The organism is Pseudomonas allokribbensis (genome assembly GCF_014863605.1).
GTDB lineage: Bacteria > Pseudomonadota > Gammaproteobacteria > Pseudomonadales > Pseudomonadaceae > Aquipseudomonas > Aquipseudomonas allokribbensis.
In genome coordinates, this window is sequence record NZ_CP062252.1 from 2,921,115 (window position 1) to 2,940,778 (window position 19,664).

The following is a 19,664-nucleotide window of genomic DNA, read 5'->3' on the forward strand; positions in this document are numbered from 1 at the left end:
GTGTCTCGCGAGTTTGTTTAAGAGGGTCAAAGTTTTAAGCAAGCGTTAGTGTGCGATATTTTGTGAAATGCTTAAAATCTTTGAATTTTAGCGCTGTCTGCTAAAAAACATTCAAAGGGGTGAGGTCAGGTTCTAATTCTAATTCTAATTCTAATTCTAATACTAAGGTGTGATTGGGAATTTTATTGGAGGCGATCTGGCTGTGGTTTTCAAACGCTGCCAATCTCGTCGGATTGGTCTGCTGTAACAAGAAAGGAGAATTAAATGTCTACTGTATTTACCGACTTCCTATTGGCAACGTCACGTCCAGCGACGTTGATGCGATTTATTTCTAATAAAGAGCACGTGATGAATGAATTGTTACTGTCAGAGGAGGAGAAGGAGGCCGTTCGTTCGGGAATAGCCTCGCAGATGCGGAAGTATGCTATATCAATCGAGCATGAGTCTGAAAGTAAGGCTCAATTTACTTCTGAGCGAACTCTGCAATTCAATCCAGCGCTGATCGAAATCGAGCCGGTTGTCGAGATTCATATAACAGTCGACCAATCAACGGTTGAGATTCCAAATCAACTATTCAAAGATGCGAGTGGTCAATTGTTTATTAGTCGCGGCCAGGAGATAAGATAACATGACGAATCGGGGCTCGCTTGTTGTGGTTGGAAGTGGGATTTCTGTCGGGCACGTTTCGGAAGAGACAAAAGGATGGATCGAAGCCGCGACAAAAGTTTTGTATTGCGTGGCCGATGCTCCTACGGAGCGGCTAATAATGAATTTGAATCCAAATCACGAATCGCTGTATGTTTACTACGGTGAGGATAAGCCGAGGACTGAGACCTACAGACAAATGGTTGCTAAAACTCTTGAGTATGTGAGAGCCGGCGAACAAGTCTGTGTCGTGTATTACGGCCATCCCGGAATTTTTGTTAACCCTGGACATCGCGCAGTAGCAATCGCTCGTGACGAGGGTTACCAAGCTAAAATGCTTCCCGCCGTTTCATCACTTGATTGCCTATTCTGCGACCTCGGCTTTGACCCCTCGAGAGGCTGCTTGATCTATGAGGCAACAGATTTGGTCGTGAGAAAACGCACGCTCGATCCAACTCTGCATACTGTGATATGGCAGATTGCTTGCGTCGGTGATTTGGGATATAGCTTCGCAGGATTTGACGGGAGAAATACACAGCGGCTCGTCGATTATTTGCTGACCGCATACAATGGTGATCATCAGGTGGCTATTTACGAGGCAGCTCAGTTCGCGATATGTGATCCGGTCATCAAGTGGATACGAATTTCCGATTTGGCGACTATCAAGCTTTCTGGAATCGACACTCTATATGCCCCCCCAGAAAAGCTAGCACCAGTTTATATTGAGGAACTCACGGCGTTAGGATTGGGCTCCGCGCTAGACAATATCCGCATGGAGCCTGTCACGAAAGATGAAGCTGATAATTTATTATGTGTGAATCAGAATTTGAGGCAGTAGTAAGATTTTCAGGATTGGCATACCCATTTAGGGCTTGGATGGAGAGCTTATGGGGTACCACGGATCTCGAGCATCTGCATCACCGCATGGCTGTTAACTTAGGGAATTATGTGGAGAAAGTGAGATTTTTTCAAAGTCAATGCGATATTCATGTCGATGAGATTCGAGAAATTTTGTTTCGTTATTTAGAAGAGGTAGTGGAGCCGCAAGTCGGAAAAGCAGTTTACGTGCAGTCTTCGCCAACATTTCGAGCGCACTTTTCCGTTGAACTTATTAACTCCATAGAGCATGAGCTGTTAGCGGGAACATTGGATACCAGGGGTTTCTTAGAAAGATTTTATTGGTGTGCGAACGAACAGAGCGCACGAGGTTTTCACAGAGACGCTCAGTATGGTCTTCCGAAGCACGCAGTCAACATATGGACAGCGCTCACTGATAGCTACGGAACGAACTCCTTATGGGTTGGCGACGCCAGTGATGAGGGGGTAAACTCCTCGCGACCTGTTGAGGTTTCTAGAAATTCTTGTTTTATCTTTAATGGGGCCACTCGGTGGCATGGAACAGTTTGCAATACGTCAGGTCATACTAGAATTAGTTTTGATCTTCGTGTTTTAACTAGATAGGATGGTTTGATTGGCGCCACGCACTCCTCGTGAGTTCGAAGATTTTAAAATCATAAGATTCATCCGTTTCTACTATTTCAGAATAAGGTAATGATAAGAGAAATTTTTCTGCAGCAATGTTTGATCTTGAAATTTTAGATAATAATCTTTTTAGATTTAGCTCCCCGAAGGCGTGCTCGGCTAATAGAAGTCTAGATGCTTTCGCATATCCTCTGCGTCGGCTGTTCCCTGGCGCTATTAATGTTCCAGTCCATGCCTCACGCGAATTGTCATTAATGCCATAGAGCATTGTGAGCCCGACAAGCCCCCCGGCTTCATTTTCTATAGCAAAACCTTTATTTCTTTGATCTGACGCTAACATATCGAAAAATGCCTTCGTTCCTTCGAATGTTAGGGGGAAATGCCAGCTTAGCTCCTCCGCGACCCTAGGTTCTTTCAACCAATAGGTGACGACTTCTATATCAGAAATCTCGATTGCTCGCAGTGTGATCGGTGTCAGCGACATAATCTGGTACCCCGATATCAATTACGACTTCCTAGCATTATGTATAAAAACGTTTCATATGGAGCGCGATAGGCACAACTTGCATTCTGGTCGTAGGTGAATTTGTTCTGATATTAACGGCATTTGATGCTTGGTCAATAAAAATACTACTGTGCCGTTAAAGGGGGGGTGAAAAATACATCAGTCCCATTAATATGAAATGCTAGGTCGGTTGTGGTGTCACTTGTCGGGCGAAAGGGGACCGGGCGAAAGGGGAGTGATTTATTTTTTGAAAATGTCCCGTCCTGAATAAGGTTTACACCTTCTGATCTATTTTCAGGAGGACGTAATGGAAGCGGCTAAAAGGCGTAGTCAGCGAGACTACACGCTGACTTTTAAATTGTCGGTCGTGGATCAGGTCGAAAGAGGCGAGCTGAGTTATAAAGAGGCTCAGGAGCGCTACGGGATTCAAGGCAAAACGACTGTTCTGATGTGGTTACGCAAGCACGGTCGGCAGGATTGGAGCCCGGGCACATACATTGGCTCGCCGAGGATGGGGTCTATGCCCGACAAAAACCGCTCATTGACGCCAGAGCAACGTATCAAAGAGCTTGAAGAGCAGTTGGCTCTGTCCAATCAGAAAGCCCAGTTTTTCGAGGCAGTCGTGGACGTGCTGAAAAATGACTACGGTCTCTCTGTCGTAAAAAAGCGTCCCGGCAAGTCCTCGCCCAAAAACGAATCCAAAACCTGAGCATCAGCAGGGCTTGCCAGTTCATGGGGATAAGCCGACAGGCTTACTACAAGCGCAATCGCGCCGATGCGGCTCGGTTCGTTCTGGATCAGCAAGTTGCCGATTTCGTTCAGCAAAAGCGTCAGCGACAGCCACGCCTGGGCACCCGAAAGCTGCATTACTTGCTGCATTGTCAGCCTCGACGTGAGCTGCAAGTGGGTCGAGATCGGTTGTTTTCAATTCTGCGCGAAAGGCGTTTGTTGGTGGCACGCAAACGCGCTTACCACAAGACAACTGACAGCCATCATCGCTTTCGGCGTCATCCAAACCTACTCAAGGCAGGCCCTGACCAAATTGTTCCAAGCGGTCCTGAGCAAGTCTGGGTGGCTGACATCACCTATCTGCCCACTCAGGAAGGTGTGGCTTATCTGAGCCTTGTGACGGATGCCTTTTCACGAAAGATCGTGGGTTATCACGTCCATGAAAGCCTGCACACTGAATCGGTAGCGCAAGCGCTACGCCGGGCGGTGAAACAGCGTCGGACGGAACAACCGCTGGTTCATCACTCGGACAGAGGCAGCCAGTATTGCTCAGGCATGTACCAGGAGCTGCATGCGAAACACGGCATCAGGTGTTCGATGACGGACGGCTATGACTGCTACCAAAACGCCTTGGCAGAGCGGGTCAACGGGATATTGAAGACGGAGCTTTTGCTCCAGCGACCACAGGACTTGATGCAGGCGAAAAAGATGGTGAGTGAGTCGGTCTCGATCTACAACCGTGAGCGTCCGCACCTGTCTTTGAAATACAAAACGCCCGATGCGATGCATCGGGCGCTGGAGTGAAACAGGTGTAAACCTATTTCAGGACTAGACAAAATATCAGTCTCCTTAATCACACACACAGCAAAACACCCAAGGCTCTGTCACATTCCGCATAACCAGAACACGTCGGAACCCTGGGCGCTTCACGTCGGAATCAGACGAAACAGAGCCTTCACAACCCAATCGCCCACGTCTGACTCACCAGATCCTTCCCGAAGCTGAATATCGGCTCTTCCTCCACCAATTCAAACCCCGCCCGCTGATACAACTTGCGCGCATCCACCAGGTTGCTGGTCGTCCACAGAATCATCTTTTTATACCCGACATCCCGGGCAAACCTCAGGCATTCGTCAACCAGCCGATTGCCGATCCCCAGCCCCCGAGCACTGGCGTCGACAAACAGCATGCGCAGTTTTGCCGTGGTTTCGTCGTGCCGGATGACAAACACCGAGCCCACCACCTTGCCGTCCTTTTCCGCGATCCAGCAGCGTTCGCTGGCAGGCTCGAACTCACGAAGGTACTTGGCGACGATCTCGGCGACCAGCGCTTCGAACTCCCAGTTCCAGCCGTATTCACGGGTATAGATCACGGTTTGTTGCTGCACCACCAGCCCCATGTCGCCGGGTTGCGGGTCGCGCAACAGGTAGGTCGGCTGTTGGCGGCCCTCGAGCAAGGTCTGGATTTGCTTCATGGATTCGATCAATTGCAGTTGCTGCGGCTCGGCCATGCGTTCGAGCAGGGTGATGACTTCCTGCCGCGACGCTTGTTCCAGCGGGGCGAGTATTGCGCGGCCGAGGTCGGTGATGTGCAACTGGCTGGCGCGGGCGTCGGTGGCGGAGGGGACTTTCTGGATCAGGCCTTTTTTGTCGAAGCCGCTGATGATGCGGCTCATGTAACCCGCGTCGAGGCTCAGCATCTGGCGCAGGTCGGCGCTGGTCAGATCGCCGCCGGAGGCCAGTTCGTAGAGGATGCGCAGCTCGGTTAACGAGTAGTCGCTTTGCAGCAGGTGTTCCTGCAGAACGCCGATCTGGCGGGTGTAGAAACGGTTGAACTGGCGGACGATGTCGGCTCGTTCGATGAGAGGGGGCGTGGACATGGTGGGTGCTCAAATAGTTGCCTTGAGCAACTATATAGTTGCTCAAGGCAATCAAGTCAAATGAATTGCTGACCAACGGCAGCCTCCCTTATCCTGCGTGTTCATGGAGCCACACTCACAAGGAAAGAACGTGAAATTACTGATTGCTGCGTCTGTATTGGCCCTTCTGGCCGGTTGTGCATCCCACGGCAAGAGCGACGACGCCATTTACCGGGAAGCCGCCGACGCCCATGTCATGACCCTTCCTGCCGGGCAGAACAAGGTCAGCCTGCCCGCAACCAAAATCCAGAGTCACGGCCTGATCGCCGACAATCTGGCGATTGCAGCGGGAGGCGGGGCCAACGCCACGCTGCTCAAGCAACAACTGCTGATCGCCAAGTCTGCCGGCGAAAGCGGCTTCTTGATCATCGGTGCGGGGACGTCACTCGACGTGGCCATCATCAAGAATGCGTTTGAGTCGCTCGATCTGAATGGCATGCGCATCTATTACGCGGGCGGTGAAGGTCAGAAGGATGCGGCGCGCAGTGCCGTAGAAAAAGCCCAGGCGAAATTCCAGTACATCAGCGTGCAATGAGCGAGGCTGCGTCACGACGTGCGCATTGAGAATGCACACGTCGTGACATGGTCGGCGTTGATCATACCGGGGACAAACGCATACCCATATCGACGGTGCGGCTCTCAAACCCGAACTCTGCATACATCCGTGCCGCGCGTTCATTGAACGGCCAGACCGATAATCTCAACTCTTGGGCGTTGTGTTCGATGGCCCAGCCTTTGACCCGCTCCATCAATTGACGGCCGATGCCTTTGCCCCAGAAGGCTTCGGCGACGCACACCGATCCGATGCGCACGATGTTCATGGGTTGCATCAGCGGGCTGGTGCTGGCCGAGAGGCTGGCAGCGATGAAGCCTGCGGGCTGCTGACCGACGTGTGCAATGAAGACAACCTGACCCGGTTTGTCGAAGTAGTTCATCCAGTGCGGCAGGTCACGGGCGAAGTCCTCGGTGGTGGCGGTGTAGATGTCGGGGCGGGCTGCGTGGTGGACGGCGTTGAGAATCTGGCCCAGTTCGCAAACGATCAATGCATCTTCAGCGGTGGCAATTCTGTACTGCGTGGTGTCGTCCATGGGGTGTCATGTTCCTTCAGTGGCGGGTGGCTGCTTCAGTTCTGGGGATCGAGGACGAAGTCCGCCGGATCGAACCGCTCGGTCGTGTCCATTTGTATGTTTCTAAGGCTCACCGTTTCCAGGTGTGTGGCGTAGAGCGATTCAGAAAACCAGGTGATCAACAGGGTGCGACGGCGTGCGCCGGTCGGGTTCAAGCTGCCTGCGTGGATCAGGTCGGCATCGAATATCAGGATGTCGCCAGCACGGCCGGAAAGCTGCACCGAGCGGGATTCGTCAGTGAAATCGAACGGGGGCTCGCCGAGTGCAGGGCGATGGCTGCCGGGGACGATGCGGGTTGCGCCGTTGTCGGGACCGTAATCGTCGAGGTACACCAGCGCGTTGACGGTGTCGCCAGGGCGTTGCGTCGACAAGTCTCGGTGCAACTGTTGATGGCCGCCACCGGCAAGCGGCTCGCGGCCCTCCACCTGGGAGAGGAAGAAGCGTTCGCCGATCAACTCGCCCACCACCGCCAGCAATTGTGGCAATCGACACACGGCCTGAACGGTCGGGTCAGTGTCCAGCAGCGAATGGCGCCAGTCCATGCCACGAGGCACGGGCCATTCGCTCGAAGGTTTTACGCCGAGATCGAACGCGGTGTGAAGGTTGGCCAGCCACGCCGTCGGAATGGCCCGGCGCAGCAGGGCGTATCCGTTGTGGTGGAGTTGCCTACCTGAGAGCGTAGACATAGGCATCCATTGCCGTTCCGTCATCCAGAGTCACCTTGGTCAAAACCCGCTGTTATTCAGCCCTTTCAAACTCATCAAGCGCCGCCCGGTGCTGCGCGGGCAACACCGTCATCAGTTTGCAAGTGACCGGGTCAGAAACCCGTCGATCAATGCCACAACCTGTTGCTGGATCACCTCACGCGAACGGCCGCCGCCATCCCCGCAAATGATGCCGTCGCCTGGCGAGTCTTCTTCAAGCAACTCCACTGCGCCGGGCTTGCACGATGCCATGAAGCTGAAATGGCTGGCGTCGCTGATCTCGACATACTGCGACGATGCCGAAGGCAGCCGCTTGGCAAGGTTGGCCGACTCCAATTGGGCGGGCAGGTCTTCTGACGGTACGCCAGCGCCAATCACCAGTGTCGGAATCGGCAGCGCGGCGAGGCTTGTATCGGTCATGCCGCGTGACAGGCCCAGGTCCAGTGAAACGATCGCGCCGACGCGTTTGTCGCTCAAGTCGGCGCTCATCCGGCTCTTCGATTCTGGCGTGTCGGCGACGTTGATCGTCTTGTAGACCGAGCAACTGGCCAGTTTTTGATGGGCTGCGCAGTCCTTCGCAAAGCGCTCGGGATCGAACCGTGAACCGGCGATTTCGAGGGCGGTCCAGCCGCCGAGTGAATGGCCGGCTACCGCAATTCGCCGCATCGAAACGGCACCCAGTTGCTCCGGCCTAGCGGTGACTGCATCGATGACGCGGCTGATGTCGGCAGGTCGCTGCCACAACTGTGCAGCGGCTTGAGGACTGCGGTCATGCGTCGTGGTGCCGGGATGGTTGACCGCCGCCACGATGTAACCCTGACGGGCCAAGGCGGTAGCCAGCCAAGCCTGGTTGCTCCAGTTCCCTCGATAACCATGCGAGAGCACCAGTAACGGATGCTCACCGGTAGTCGGTGGTGCATCGCGCACGGCAGACGTCCCGACGAACACAATATCGTCGGCAATCAACTGCGGGGTGGCGGTGGTCTTGGCGGGATACCAGACGACCATCTCCAGCGGACGGTCGTTGTGCGCATCCAGCAGTGTGGCGGTCCGGAAACCGATGGGGTTTTCGTCAGCGTGTGCGCTGGCCGAAAAGCAGATCAGAAGCAGGATGCGGAAAGCGTTTTTCATTGTTTTTATCTTCCTTGATCAAATCGGGCAAACAGGACGTTCGCCCAGACGTTCTACCAGTCTTACGAGATAACCGTCGGGATCCTGAACGAGAAATTCACGCTGGCCGACTTCGACATCGTCAGCGCGATACCAGGTGTCTTTGCAGGTTTTATAGAGTGAGACCTGGGCAGTGCCCAGTCTTTCGATGATGGGGGCAACCGCCTCAACGTCAATCTGCAGATTGACGCCTCTTCCGAAAGGCTTGCTCAGATCCGCCGTCAGCCACTGGCCTGCATTCGGTTCAACCTGCTCGAGCATGACTTGAGCGCCATTCAGGTCGAGGTAGGCGAAGCCATCTTCAGGGCGTTGATAAGCGATGTTGAACCCCAGGCAGGAGACCCAGAACGCGAGGCTGGCCTGCAGATCCGTGACCATCAATTCTGGAACCAGTTTGTTCCGTTCAAACATGGGGTGAATTCCTTTTCGTTGAAGTCGGGACGACGGCGCCAGACTTCTTCCCTGCAGTAATACGAGTCGGGCGCATGGTAAGCGCGAATCGGGGAGTACCGGAAGCTGCACGCATCAAAAATCGTCACAAGCCGCGATGACAGGGCCGTCTCTCCATACCTGTAAAAAAACTGACTAGAATCCACAGACACCCATTCATTCAAGGAACGACCGATGTCCGGTTTACGCACATTGATTGTGACCACGACCTGTATTGCGCTGCTGAGCAGTTCGGTGACAGCGCTGGCCGATCCTGGCAACGGAAAGGGGCAGGGCAAAGGCAATCCGCATAACAGCCAGGGCCATGGCAATCAGGGGAAAAAAGGCGGGGACGGGTATCAGGGGCATGGTCCGAGTATCGACTACGCCGGGGTGATCGGGATTGTGGACGGGTATCGCGGCTACTGGACCCCGGGCCCGGCGTTGCCGCCCGGGATCCAGAAGAACCTGGCCCGGGGCAAGCCGCTCCCACCCGGGATTGCGAAGAAGCTCGATGGTCGACTGGTCGGCAGACTGCCGCACTACGACGGCTACGAATGGCAGCAGGTCGGCACCGACCTGATCCTGGTCGCGCTGGCCACCGGGTTGATTTATGAAGTGCTAAACGGCGCCTTCGATTGAAAAATAGATCTGTCCCCATATGATGCAGACATGAGGGGAATTCCGTTTTATTTGTTTCATTGCCGGGCGACGGAGAAGTCAGTCAGGGAGGTAGGGTTTTACCGATTTCTCAAGAAGCTCTACCAGCTCCGGATCCATGTAGTGATAGTCATCCGGAATGTCCAGCGAGTGAATTCGCTTGTGCTCCAGCAGCCGGGCGTACTCGGCCCGCAGGCGATTCAGGTGTTTGGTTTCCATCACAAAAATGAAATCGGCCCAGCGAATATCCGCTGGGCCGATGGTCTTGCGTGCATTGGGGCTGGTGCCCGCTGAACGAACATTGAAGCCGGGCCGGCGGCGCCAGACTGCTTCCGCTGTTGGGCTGCGCCATTGGTTACGACTGCAAATGAACAGTAGGTTCGTCACTCTTGATCCAGCAATTGGCGGGTGGAACGAATGGGGTAGCTCATGCCGAGTTGGCGAGCCCTGACCAGTTTGGTGGATCGGATGTACATCAACTTCCAGTTCTTTTCCGGCTTGAAAGTTGGCGGACGAACCGCTTTATCAATGCCGTGCTTACGGGCCTGGGAACGTCTCCAGGCGCGGGTTCTGTTCATGGTCTGTCCTCGTGAATACCGGGTTCAGCAGCCGCGGTAATACGAGTTGGGCGTATGGTAAACGCGAATCGGGAGTACCGAAAGCTGGACGCATTGAAAATCGTCATTTGCCGCCATGAATGGCGGCGGTGCGGGATTCTCACCAAGAACTCGCGAAACGCCTTTCAACCGGAGGCAGGAAAAATAAATCTGTCCCCTTTAAGGACTCAATGCCTTGAGCTGTCGCGCCAACTCCAGCGCCACCCGACCACTACCCACCGTCGGCAACAGATGCGTAAAGGGAATATCGATCATCCGGTTCTCGCGTACGGCTCGCAGGGTCGACAGCACCGGATCCTGCATCAGCAACTGACGCTTGCGACTGGCCGGCGACCATTGCGCGTCGGCCAGCAGGATCACGTCCGGGTCACTGGCGAGCAGGGTTTCGCGGCTGACGGTCACCCGGTATTGATTGATGTCGGCGAACAGGTTTCGAGCCCCGGCTGCGGCCAGCAGGGTGGTGACGAAACCCCGTCGACCTTCGCTGTCGAGACCGTTGACCTCGCTGTCGAGATAGAACACTGACAGTGGCCTGCCCCGGCGGGTTAACGCCTTGGCCTTTTCCAGATCGGCATCCATCGCATCGCTCAGTTCTCGAGCGCGCTGCTGTCGGTGCAGCAAGGCTCCGAGGGTCGAGAGGTCGTTGCGGATGTGTTCGAAGTAATCCAGCGAATGTCCGTTGCAGGCCGATTCCAGCAAATACGAAGCCACGCCGTTGCGCCCCAGTCCGCTGCGTGACGTGACGCCGTTGCCAAACGCCGTGGCGAAGCCGCCGACCACCAGATCCGGTTTCTGCGCGTACAGCACTTCGCTCGATGGATAGCGGGGCGAAATCACCGGCACGCCGAAGTACTCGGATTGCGGCGCACCGGTGTCATCCAGATAGGCGACGCCGGCCAGCGCCGGGCCGGCGCCCAACGCCAACACGAGATCGGCCACATGCTGATTGAGCGCGATAATCCGCGACGGCGGCGATGCCGGCAGGTGCCAGGTCTCACCACAATTGCGGTAGCTATCAGCCAAAACCAGCGAAGCACAGAGCAGGGCGCCCACCAGCAAACACAGCCTTCTCATGAGCGCTCCTTGATCAACAGATCCTCGACCACTTCACCGCCCACCAGGTGCACTTCGACCAGCCGTTGCGCATCCGCGTGGCTGCGCACGCCATACCAGCAGGCTTCCGGGTACACCGTCATGACCGGCCCCAGGTTGCACGGGAACTGACAGTGCGTGCGGGTCAGCAAAACCCCGCCCGGTGTCTCGATGCGGTCATGCGCCAGCAAGTGTCGACGCAGGGTTTTCCATATCTGCAAGGCGCCGCGCTGGGTGCAGCGCGGGCCGGTGCAGAGGAACACGTGGCGGGCATGGGCGGGAACGTGCGACCAGTCCGGGTGCGTGTCGACGCCGTCGATGGTTTTGATTTCAGCCATCAGAAACGGTACGTGTAGCGGGCTTCGGAGGTGAACGGCCGTCCGAGGTTGTCGACGTTGTTCGAGCGGCTGGTGACGTAATCGCGGTCGAACAGGTTTTCCACCAGCAGGCTCAGTCGGTGCTGGTGCGCGCCGTCCAGGTAGCGATAAGCGTCGGCGTCCACCACGGAGTAATGGCCGTACTCGACCTGTTTCGAGCTGATCACATCGCGGATATAGCGGATCGCACCGCCGGCGCCCCACATCCGGTCAACCGACTCGTAACCGATGCGCGAGCGGGCGAAGAAGCTCGGCACATCGTTCAGCGTCACCCCGGCGCGCGATTCGGTGAGGTTGCGAGTCATGTCCGCTTGCAGGCTCCATTGCTCGTTGAGCGCCAGTTTCGCGTCCGCCTCGAAACCGCGCATCTGGATCCGCCCCTGGCCGTTGACCCATTGGATGTCGTCGAGGGTGATCAGGTCGTCGATCTTGCGTTTGAACAGGGTGACGCTGGCGCTGAATTCGCGATCGAGCAGCAGGCCTTTGTAGTCGAGACCCAGTTCGGCGTTACGGCTTTTCTCCGGTTTCAGGTTGCGGTTGCCCAACTCGTCGCCCGGTTCGTTGACGAACAACTGCTCGGCGTTCGGCAGTTTGTAGGCAGTGCCGTACTGGCCGCGCAGTGCCCAGTGTTCATTGAGGTCATACAGCGAAGTAAGCATGCCGACCGTGGCGCTGTCGCCGCCGCTCATGGCTTCGTGACGAATACCGATGCTCGGATGCCAGTCGGGCAGGGCGTCGATCTGCGGGCGCAGTTGAGTATAGAGCGCGTGGGCTTCAGCCTTGTCATTGTCGATGATCAGCACATCGTCCTGGCCTTTGAACCACTGGTTGTCCGTCCCGAACACCAGCACATGGCCGCCGGGCAATTCGGCTTTGCCTTCGGCCTGCACGCCCCAGTCGGTGAAGCCCCAGTAGTCGTTGTGATTGATGGTTCTGGTGCCGCCATTGGCGGTGTTGTTGATGCGCGTGTAGCGGGTATCCCAGTCGTTGATGTGGCCTTTGACGAAGTAGCTCAGGCGCTCGTTGATGTTCTGTTCGAAGGTCGCCGTGGCGATCTGCTGGACGCGGTCGTTGGTGGTCTTGTGGTTGTCGACCGGGCGGGCGAAGTCGAGGTTGGCGTCGGCGTATTGGTAGAACAATTCCATCCGCGCATCGTCGCCAAAGGACTGAATCGCCTTGCCGCCGAAGGTGGTGACTTCGTAGGCGCGCTTCTTGTTGCTGTCGTTCTTGATGTCGCGATTGCGAAACGGCTGATAGCCATCCGAAACGTTATGACTGACGTAGGCCAGCAAGCCCAGATCGCCGAAACCGTTGGTGAAGATGTTCTCGACCCGCGCATCCTCGGTGGTGCCACCGAAGGTATCCACGCCCATGTTCACTTCGCCGGAGGCTTTGCGGCTTTGCGGGCTGCGGGTGACGATATTGATCACGCCGGACACGGCCTGAGTGCCGAACAGCAGGCTCTGCCCGCCCTTGAGCACTTCGATGCGTTCGATGGCGTTGGCCGGCAGGGTGTCCAGGTACAGGCCGCCGTACAGGCGATTGTTCAGACGCACGCCGTCGAGCAGGATCAGCGTGTCATCGTTGCGCCCGCCCAGCAGGGAATAGGTGCCGTAGTCGAACGGGCCGTTTTTCGGCGCGACGTACAGGCCGGGAATGAACATCTGCATCACGCGGGTGACATCGGCGCTGGGGCCGGCACGTTCGATCTGCTCGCGGGTGACGATCTCGACCTTGCTGCCGAACTGCGCCATGTCGGCCACGGTCGTGGACTCCACGGACGGTGCGGAAACGATTTGCTGAGTGAGTTCGAGCGGCGCGTCGTCCGCCAGCAACAGGGGGCTGAACAGACAGCCAAGCAACAGGGATGGAGCCGGAGTGTTGAAAGGTCGAATCATTGTCTTCTCGAAAGGATCTTCGCAGAAGAGCATGCAGGAGAAGGCATCGCGCACACGCCGACACCGGCCCATGCCCGCCCACCGCAGGAGTTTGCCAAACAGAATTTCAGGCCGGTCTCCGGGCTCGCGCGTATGGACGCTTTCACCTTCCCATGGCCGTCTGGCCACAGTGGTGTGTCGAAAGCATCACGCGCCTACCGTTGCGGGGGCAGCACCGGACTTGTTCGAAAAGAACGTACCGGTTTCCCGTTTCACCCCATGCACGGCGGCATGGGACACCTGAAACAGGGCGGCATCTGAACATTCGGATGACCGCTCGTCAACTTTCCGGGTCAAGCCTCGTGCGTGTTCTGCTGAACGAAGCGCTCGATCAACCACCGCGCCGCCGGGCCCGGTGGCACATCGGTACGGTAGATCGCATCGAAGGTGTATTGCCCGCTGGCGTACTCCGACAAATCCAGCTGTACCAGTCGGCCGCTGTCCAGATCCTCCTGAATCATCGGCTTCGGCATATTCCCCCAGCCGATGCCCTCGCGCAGCAACATGTGTTTGGCACCCAGGTCCGCCAGGCGCCAGGTGCGGTTGCTCAGCACGGCGAACTCCCTGTCTTTGGTCAGGCGTGAGCGATCGGACAGCACCAGTTGCGTATGCTCACGTCCGGCACCGGGAACGTTGGCTTCGCCCGAAGCCAGCGGATGATTTGGCGCTGCCACCGGAATCAGCTCGACGCTGCCGATGCCGATTCTTTCGATGCCGTTGATGCCGTCGTTCATGGGCCCGCTGACGCCGACCACCGCGCCGCGATTGATCACCCGTTCAGTCACGGCGCCGAGTGCTTCCATGTGCAGGTGCAAGGCGACGGTGGGGAATTCTTCCCGAAAGGATTTCAGCGCATCCACCACGCGCTCGGCGGGCAGCATGACGTCGAGCACCACATGCACTTCGGCTTCAAGTCCCTGAAGGAGGCCTTTGACTTTGGCCCTCAAGCCATGCACGCCGTTGGCGATGGTCCGGGCTTCGGCCAGCACGGTGCGGCCGGCGTCGGTCAGTTGCGGTTTGCGGGTGGTTTCACGATCAAACAGGGTGACGCCCAATTGCATCTCAAGGTTGGCGATCGAGTAGCTGATCACCGACGTCGCCCGGTGAAGCTTGCGCGCAGCGGCCGCAAAACTGCCGACTTCGACGACGGTCAGGAATACGCGCAGTTGATCGAGTGTCGGTGTGCCTGGATCGGAGATCATGCCTGTGTCCTTGAGTCGCCATGGGCGCGTTACCGTGGAATATGCAGCTTACCTATTTTATCGAACGTAATGATCTAAATTAGTCGGCTATTCAGATGAGCTGCCGAGGCGCAACATTTCTTCATCCGGACGGTTCAAGTCGAACCGGACCCCATTGAAGGAAATACTCCCATGGCTACTTCTGCAAACATCGCTCAAACACAGGCTTCTGAACAGAACGCTTCCGACACCAAACAAGCTTCGGCTGCCTTGATCGGCCGCGTATTGCTCAGCGTGATTTTCATTCTCTCCGGTTTTTCCAAACTCGCCGCGCCGGCGATGATGATCGGTTACATCGGCTCGGTGGGCCTGCCGCTTCCACAAGTGGCACTGGCAGTGGCGATCATCGTTGAAGTCGGTGGTGGCCTGGCGCTGATCGCCGGATACCGCACCCGCACCGTCGCCGCTGTGCTGGCTGCGTTCAGCGTGTTCACCGCACTGGCCTTCCACAGTGCACTGGCTGACCAGAACCAATTCATCCACTTCTTCAAGAACATCGCCATGGCCGGTGGCCTGTTGCAGGTCGTGGCTTTCGGCGCCGGCCGCTTCAGCCTCGACGCTCGCCGCGGTTGATGCCCGAGCGCGGTGAAGGACAGGTTCCTTCACCGCGTTTCAGCATTTTTTGTTGGCCGTACCCCGCGACAGAACCGAGTAATCATCATGACCGTTCAGCAGCAACTTTCTGGCTATACCCGTGAGACCCATACCCTCCGAGCAATCCGTTATCGCACCAGCGGCAGTGGGCATGGCGCGATCGTGCGACTGATGAGCCCTTCGGATCTGGGGCATCTGATCAAGCCGTTCGTGTTTCTCGATCTGTTTGAAGGCGAGGCTTCGTTCATTCACGGCATGCCGATGCACCCGCACTCGGGGATTGCCACCGTCACGGTGATTACCGAGGGCAACTTGCGATTCGAGGACGCCGAATCGGGCAAGGGCATGATTGATTACGGCGGCGTGGAGTGGATGCGGGCGGGCGGCGGTGTCTGGCACGGCAAGGAAATGTCGGTGGGTACTTCGGAGCGGGTTCAGGGCTTTCAACTGTGGGTGGCGCTGCCTCCAGAGCTGGAAAACGCCAGTGTCGACAGCCAATACCTTGAGTCCGGCGCGATGCCTGAAGTGGGGCCGGCGCGGGTGATTCTCGGCTTGCACCAAGGTGTCCAGAGCCCGGTTAGAGCGCCTGCGGGAATGAATTACTTGTTGGTCACGCTGGGTGCCGGGGAATCCTGGACGTACACCCCACCCGAAGGTCACGAGTCGTTATGGCTGAGTGTCAGCCGTGGATTGCTGGCGGCGCCGGATCTGGTCAGCGCGGGTGAAATGGCGGTCTTCGAACCTGGCAACGGCGCCGTGACGCTAAAGGCCATGCGCGAAGGCACGGTGTTCGTGATCGGCTCGGCGCAACCACATCCCTATGACCTGGCGCTGGGAAACTACTCCGTGCACACCAACCCGCAAGCCTTGCGAGAGGGTGAGGCGAAGATTGCGGAAATCGGTGGGCGGTTGCGTGAGTATCTCAAACAGTCGGACGGGTCGGCTGCCGTGCCGGTGTTCAAGTAAGCCGGGTCTGGCCTGGGAGTTCACTCAGGCCATGTATCCCTCGACACCATCCCACAACAGTTTCAGCGCCGTGACTACCAGCAAGCCATAACAGGCGCGGTACATCTGGCGCTGATCCAGTCTGGCGTGCAGCCGCCAGCCCAGCCAGACCCCGCTGGGTACGGCGAGCAGGCTGACGAACATCAGCGTCAGGACGTTGCCGCTGGGTTTGGCCAGCAGCAGCCAGGGTACGGCTTTAAGCAGATTGCCGACCGTGAAAAACAGGCTGGTCGTTCCGGCATACATCTGTTTGCTCAGGCCCAGCGGCAACAGATAGATTGCCAGCGGCGGCCCGCCGGAGTGCGCGACCATGGTCGTGATGCCCGATGTAAGGCCGGCGGCCAGCGCTTTGGGCGATGAGCGCGGCTTCACGCGGACTTCTCCACCCGCCTTGAACCACAAACCGACAAACAGCAGGGTGACCACCGCCATTACGATGGCGATCGCTCGGTGATCCAGCACCCGAAAAAGCAGATAACCCAGGCCGATGCCGACGACCAGTCCTGGTACCAGCAGGCGCAGATCCGGTTTTGACCAGGTTGAAGGCTTCCAGTAGCGCAGACTGAACAAGTCCATGGCGACAAACAGCGGCGCCAACAGCCCGCCAGCCGTGATCGGGTCCATCACCAACGACAGCAACGGAATCCCGACAATCGCAAAACCACCGCCGAACGCCCCCTTCATGAAGCAGATCAGGAACACGCCGGCGAAGGTGACGAGGAGGGTGGTGAGGGTCAGTTCCAAGGTTTTCGCTCACTTCATGAGGGCGGGAAATGGCCATAATTTCGCTCATGATCTGCGCGGTTAACAGTTACAGTTTTGAGGTTATTCCGTGGGCCAGTTGCCGGGCGGATCGAATGCCGGCCTTCGGCGGGATGTAGCAAATGGGGAAGACACATGGGGCTTGAAGACATCCTGACCGAAGGCCTGTCCGTGGTGTTCTGCGGGATCAATCCCGGCTTGCTGGCGGCGGAGCAGGGGCATCACTTCGCCGGGCGAAGCAATCGCTTCTGGCGCACGCTGCACCTGGCCGGGTTCACGCCCCACGAGGTGAGCCCGGAAAACGATCGCTCGATCCTGCAATTTCACTGCGGGTTGACTGCGGTGGTCGAGCGGGCGACGGCCCGGGCGGATCAGTTATCGGCGGACGAATTCACCGCCGCCGCTGCGAATTTCGAACGCAAGATCGCCCGGTATTCGCCGCGCTTCGTGGCGTTTCTCGGCAAGGCTGCCTATGCCGGGTTGTCCGGGAAAAAGTCGATTGAATGGGGGCTGCAAAACACCCCGTTTGGCGGCGCGGCAGTGTGGGTTCTGCCGAATCCCAGCGGCCGCAATCTGGCGTTCAACCAGGAACAACTGGTGACGGCGTATCGACAGCTTTACCTGGCATCGAGCGAAACCACATAAGCACGAAACATGTCGGCCATCGCCTCCGCACGCGCGGTGATTTCGTCGTCAGTACGCGGGCTGAGTGAGAAATCCTTCCCCACCGAACTGAGTGTGGCCAGGATCAGATCGCAGGCCAGTGTACGAGTGGATTCGCTCGCCTCGGGCAGCAATTCAACCATGAACGCCTCAAAGGTTCGCTTGCCCGCCGCCCGCACTTCATGGGCCTCCGGTGCATCGCGATAGAGCGGCGCCGCATCGCTCAACGCACCGCGCATCTGCGCCTCTTCACACTCCGAACGAATGAACGCATGCACCAGCGTGCGCAGGCGATCCAGTGGCGGCGCCTCCCGATTTTGCAGAATCCGCTGCAGCATCTCCGTGGTCTGCAACCACTCATCACTCTGCAACCGAAACAGAATCGCCGCCTTGTTCGGGAAGTACTGATACAGCGAGCCCACGCTCACGCCAGCCTTCTCCGCAACCCGCGCCGTGGTGAATCGGGCCGCACCTTCCTTGGCCAAAACCTGAATAGCCGCCTGCAGAATCGCCGAAACCAACTCGGCGGAGCGGGCCTGCTGCGGCTGTTTGCGAGAGGAAATACGGGCAGTCTGGCGGTCGGTCATGGTCGGCTCAGGCGTGAAGAGGGAATGCGAATAGCGAATCGGGCCATTCGCTCGCATCATTTAAACGCGACGAATCATTCGCATTTTAGCCCTCAACTGACGGAAAACCACCATGACAACCTTGACCACTGAACCCCTGGCAACCCTGATCGAGCGCCTCTACACCCAGGCTAGCGCCGCCACCAGTCCGCTCCTGAACACCGTCTCCAACGAAGAACGCGAGCGCCTGATGCACAGCAAAACCGAGTACCGCGAACTCTACGGCATGCTCAAAGACCTGTGGCTGCCTGTCTCCCGCGACACCGGCAAACTGCTGTACATGCTGGCCCGTAGCACCCAGGCCAAAGCCATTGTTGAGTTCGGCACCTCGTTCGGCCTGTCGACCCTGCACCTGGCAGCGGCGCTGCGGGACAACGGCGGCGGTGTGCTGATCGGCAGCGAATTCGAACCGTCGAAAATCGAACTGGCGCGGCATCACTTCGTTGAGGGTGGCGTCAGTGATCTGATTGAAGTCCGCGAAGGTGATGCACTTGTGACCTTGGCGAGTGACCTGCCGGCGACGGTCGATCTGTTGCTGCTCGACGGCGCCAAGGCGTTGTATGGCGACGTGTTGAATCTGGTTGAAAAACACCTGCGCCCCGGCGCACTGGTGGTGGCCGACAACACCAATTACTGCCCGGAATACCTGGCCCATGTGCGCTCGCCGGAGAACGGTTACCTCAGCGTGCCGTTTGCCGATGACATTGAAGTGTCGATGCGGTTGGGCTGAGCGGTGGCATCCGAAATGCCGCGAGGGTGGGTGTTGCTTCAGAAGCGGACCTTCGAGGCATTTTCCGGTTTGATCTTTCATGCGTGCGACAGGATTCGTCTATCGTCATGAAGACCAACACATGGCCAGGATCAGGGAGCTGATCATGAATCGTCAGGACGACCTCAACATCATCTGGAAGCGGATATTCTGGATTTTCATAGCCCTGTTGTTGCTGGCGATTGCCGTCACTTACAGTCTGCCCGACTACAAAGTGCCCTTTATCGTTTGTATCGCCGGGAATATCGGGGGCTACGTAGGGTTTCACAGACGACTGTCGATACTGACCGATCCGGAAATCGAAAACCTCGCCAAGTCATGGTTCGCTTTGATACTGCCTTCATTCATCGGCGGGATACTGGCGGGGCTGTTGTATCTCCTGTTCCTTTCCGGCGTTATCAGGGGCGATCTGTTTCCGGTGATCGTTCCGGACGACGATCCGAAATGTTTGAAGCAAATCTTCAACGATATTTTTTGCCAACATGCGGAAGGGTACGCGGCCTACGCCAAGTTGCTGTTCTGGTCATTCGTGGCGGGCTTCAATCAAGACTACGTCGTTGACCTGATTGAAAACATAAAAGGCACCGACAAAAAGACTGACCAAGGCTGAAG

23 protein-coding genes, 1 pseudogene and 1 riboswitch are annotated in these 19,664 nt (G+C 57.2%); of the genes and pseudogenes, 10 read left to right on the top strand and 14 right to left on the bottom strand.

The window, feature by feature from the left end; translation table 11 throughout:
* The first annotated feature begins 264 nt into the window (after positions 1-264).
* Together IF199_RS13305 and IF199_RS13310 are read left to right on the top strand one after the other, a co-directional pair.
* Complete coding sequence (locus IF199_RS13305) at positions 265-627, top strand: hypothetical protein (protein WP_192560694.1); 363 nt, start codon at positions 265-267, stop codon at positions 625-627.
* A 1-nt stretch (position 628) separates the two neighbouring features.
* Entirely contained in the window at positions 629-1,483 is an 855-nt protein-coding gene (locus IF199_RS13310) for an SAM-dependent methyltransferase (protein ID WP_192560695.1), read from the top strand.
* A gap of 615 nt (positions 1,484-2,098) precedes the next feature.
* On the opposite strand, the gene IF199_RS13315 is transcribed toward IF199_RS13310, so the two are convergent.
* Positions 2,099-2,611 (bottom strand): GNAT family N-acetyltransferase, encoded by a 513-nt coding sequence (locus IF199_RS13315; protein ID WP_192560696.1) that lies wholly within the window; start codon positions 2,609-2,611, stop codon positions 2,099-2,101.
* 328 nt (positions 2,612-2,939) lie between these two features.
* Between IF199_RS13315 and IF199_RS13320 the strand changes: the two are divergent.
* Positions 2,940-4,193, top strand: a pseudogene (locus IF199_RS13320) (IS3 family transposase).
* A gap of 123 nt (positions 4,194-4,316) precedes the next feature.
* Here IF199_RS13320 and IF199_RS13325 read toward each other — a convergent pair.
* A complete protein-coding gene (locus IF199_RS13325) occupies positions 4,317-5,240 on the bottom strand; it encodes a bifunctional helix-turn-helix transcriptional regulator/GNAT family N-acetyltransferase (RefSeq protein WP_192560698.1) in 924 nt (307 codons plus the stop codon).
* A 130-nt stretch (positions 5,241-5,370) separates the two neighbouring features.
* On the opposite strand from IF199_RS13325, the gene IF199_RS13330 reads away from it, so the two are divergent.
* On the top strand, positions 5,371-5,814 hold the full coding sequence (locus tag IF199_RS13330; protein WP_192560699.1) for a hypothetical protein: 444 nt from the start codon (positions 5,371-5,373) through the stop codon (positions 5,812-5,814).
* 61 nt (positions 5,815-5,875) lie between these two features.
* Here the strand turns inward: IF199_RS13330 and IF199_RS13335 are convergent, their stop codons facing one another.
* From IF199_RS13335 to IF199_RS13350, 4 genes are all read right to left on the bottom strand, one after another.
* Positions 5,876-6,367 (bottom strand): GNAT family N-acetyltransferase, encoded by a 492-nt coding sequence (locus tag IF199_RS13335; RefSeq protein WP_192560700.1) that lies wholly within the window; start codon positions 6,365-6,367, stop codon positions 5,876-5,878.
* 35 nt (positions 6,368-6,402) lie between these two features.
* On the bottom strand, positions 6,403-7,092 hold the full coding sequence (locus IF199_RS13340; protein ID WP_192560701.1) for a phytanoyl-CoA dioxygenase family protein: 690 nt from the start codon (positions 7,090-7,092) through the stop codon (positions 6,403-6,405).
* Positions 7,093-7,203: 111 nt separating this feature from the next.
* Positions 7,204-8,241, bottom strand: a complete 1,038-nt coding sequence (locus IF199_RS13345) for an alpha/beta hydrolase family protein (protein ID WP_192560702.1) — start codon at positions 8,239-8,241, stop codon at positions 7,204-7,206.
* Between the two features lie 18 nt (positions 8,242-8,259).
* Entirely contained in the window at positions 8,260-8,691 is a 432-nt protein-coding gene (locus tag IF199_RS13350; protein WP_096821725.1) for a bleomycin resistance protein, read from the bottom strand.
* A gap of 213 nt (positions 8,692-8,904) precedes the next feature.
* Between IF199_RS13350 and IF199_RS13355 the strand changes: the two genes are divergently transcribed.
* Positions 8,905-9,351, top strand: coding sequence for an anti-virulence regulator CigR family protein (locus tag IF199_RS13355; protein WP_192560703.1), 447 nt, complete (start codon positions 8,905-8,907; stop codon positions 9,349-9,351).
* 78 nt (positions 9,352-9,429) lie between these two features.
* Here the strand turns inward: IF199_RS13355 and IF199_RS13360 are convergent, their stop codons facing one another.
* From IF199_RS13360 to IF199_RS13385, 6 genes are all read right to left on the bottom strand, one after another.
* Entirely contained in the window at positions 9,430-9,756 is a 327-nt protein-coding gene (locus IF199_RS13360; protein ID WP_192560704.1) for a low molecular weight protein tyrosine phosphatase family protein, read from the bottom strand.
* Complete coding sequence (locus tag IF199_RS13365) at positions 9,753-9,947, bottom strand: hypothetical protein (protein WP_192560705.1); 195 nt, start codon at positions 9,945-9,947, stop codon at positions 9,753-9,755. The genes IF199_RS13360 and IF199_RS13365 overlap by 4 nt, the downstream gene beginning before the upstream one ends.
* Before the next feature lie 198 nt (positions 9,948-10,145).
* On the bottom strand, positions 10,146-11,060 hold the full coding sequence (locus IF199_RS13370) for an ABC transporter substrate-binding protein (RefSeq protein WP_192560706.1): 915 nt from the start codon (positions 11,058-11,060) through the stop codon (positions 10,146-10,148).
* A complete protein-coding gene (locus IF199_RS13375) occupies positions 11,057-11,416 on the bottom strand; it encodes a (2Fe-2S) ferredoxin domain-containing protein (protein ID WP_192560707.1) in 360 nt (119 codons plus the stop codon). Before IF199_RS13375 ends, IF199_RS13370 begins: the two co-directional genes overlap by 4 nt.
* Positions 11,416-13,353 carry a TonB-dependent receptor plug domain-containing protein gene (locus IF199_RS13380; protein WP_192560708.1) on the bottom strand — a complete coding sequence of 646 codons (1,938 nt, stop codon included), beginning with the start codon at positions 13,351-13,353 and terminating at the stop codon, positions 11,416-11,418. The genes IF199_RS13375 and IF199_RS13380 overlap by 1 nt, the downstream gene beginning before the upstream one ends.
* A 92-nt stretch (positions 13,354-13,445) precedes the next feature.
* A riboswitch (cobalamin riboswitch) is annotated at positions 13,446-13,651 on the bottom strand.
* Positions 13,652-13,685: 34 nt separating this feature from the next.
* Positions 13,686-14,594, bottom strand: a complete 909-nt coding sequence (locus IF199_RS13385) for a LysR family transcriptional regulator (RefSeq protein ID WP_096821732.1) — start codon at positions 14,592-14,594, stop codon at positions 13,686-13,688.
* Positions 14,595-14,765: 171 nt separating this feature from the next.
* Between IF199_RS13385 and IF199_RS13390 the strand changes: the two genes are divergently transcribed.
* Both IF199_RS13390 and IF199_RS13395 read left to right on the top strand, forming a co-directional pair.
* Complete coding sequence (locus IF199_RS13390; RefSeq protein WP_096821733.1) at positions 14,766-15,206, top strand: DoxX family protein; 441 nt, start codon at positions 14,766-14,768, stop codon at positions 15,204-15,206.
* Between the two features lie 87 nt (positions 15,207-15,293).
* A complete protein-coding gene (locus IF199_RS13395; RefSeq protein ID WP_096821734.1) occupies positions 15,294-16,193 on the top strand; it encodes a pirin family protein in 900 nt (299 codons plus the stop codon).
* A gap of 24 nt (positions 16,194-16,217) precedes the next feature.
* On the opposite strand, the gene IF199_RS13400 is transcribed toward IF199_RS13395, so the two are convergent.
* Positions 16,218-16,976, bottom strand: a complete 759-nt coding sequence (locus IF199_RS13400) for a sulfite exporter TauE/SafE family protein (protein ID WP_192560709.1) — start codon at positions 16,974-16,976, stop codon at positions 16,218-16,220.
* A gap of 153 nt (positions 16,977-17,129) precedes the next feature.
* Between IF199_RS13400 and mug the strand changes: the two genes are divergently transcribed.
* Complete coding sequence (gene mug / locus IF199_RS13405; RefSeq protein ID WP_192560710.1) at positions 17,130-17,639, top strand: G/U mismatch-specific DNA glycosylase; 510 nt, start codon at positions 17,130-17,132, stop codon at positions 17,637-17,639.
* Here mug and IF199_RS13410 read toward each other — a convergent pair.
* Positions 17,612-18,244 carry a TetR/AcrR family transcriptional regulator gene (locus tag IF199_RS13410; RefSeq protein ID WP_192560711.1) on the bottom strand — a complete coding sequence of 211 codons (633 nt, stop codon included), beginning with the start codon at positions 18,242-18,244 and terminating at the stop codon, positions 17,612-17,614. The two genes, mug and IF199_RS13410, sit on opposite strands and share 28 nt — an antisense overlap.
* Before the next feature lie 112 nt (positions 18,245-18,356).
* Here IF199_RS13410 and IF199_RS13415 point away from each other — a divergent pair, with 112 nt between their 5' ends.
* The gene (locus IF199_RS13415) at positions 18,357-19,013 is read left to right on the top strand and encodes an O-methyltransferase (protein ID WP_192560712.1); all 657 of its coding nucleotides are present in this window, start codon (positions 18,357-18,359) and stop codon (positions 19,011-19,013) included.
* A 145-nt stretch (positions 19,014-19,158) separates the two neighbouring features.
* Complete coding sequence (locus tag IF199_RS13420) at positions 19,159-19,662, top strand: hypothetical protein (RefSeq protein WP_096821828.1); 504 nt, start codon at positions 19,159-19,161, stop codon at positions 19,660-19,662.
* Positions 19,663-19,664: the final 2 nt, after the last annotated feature.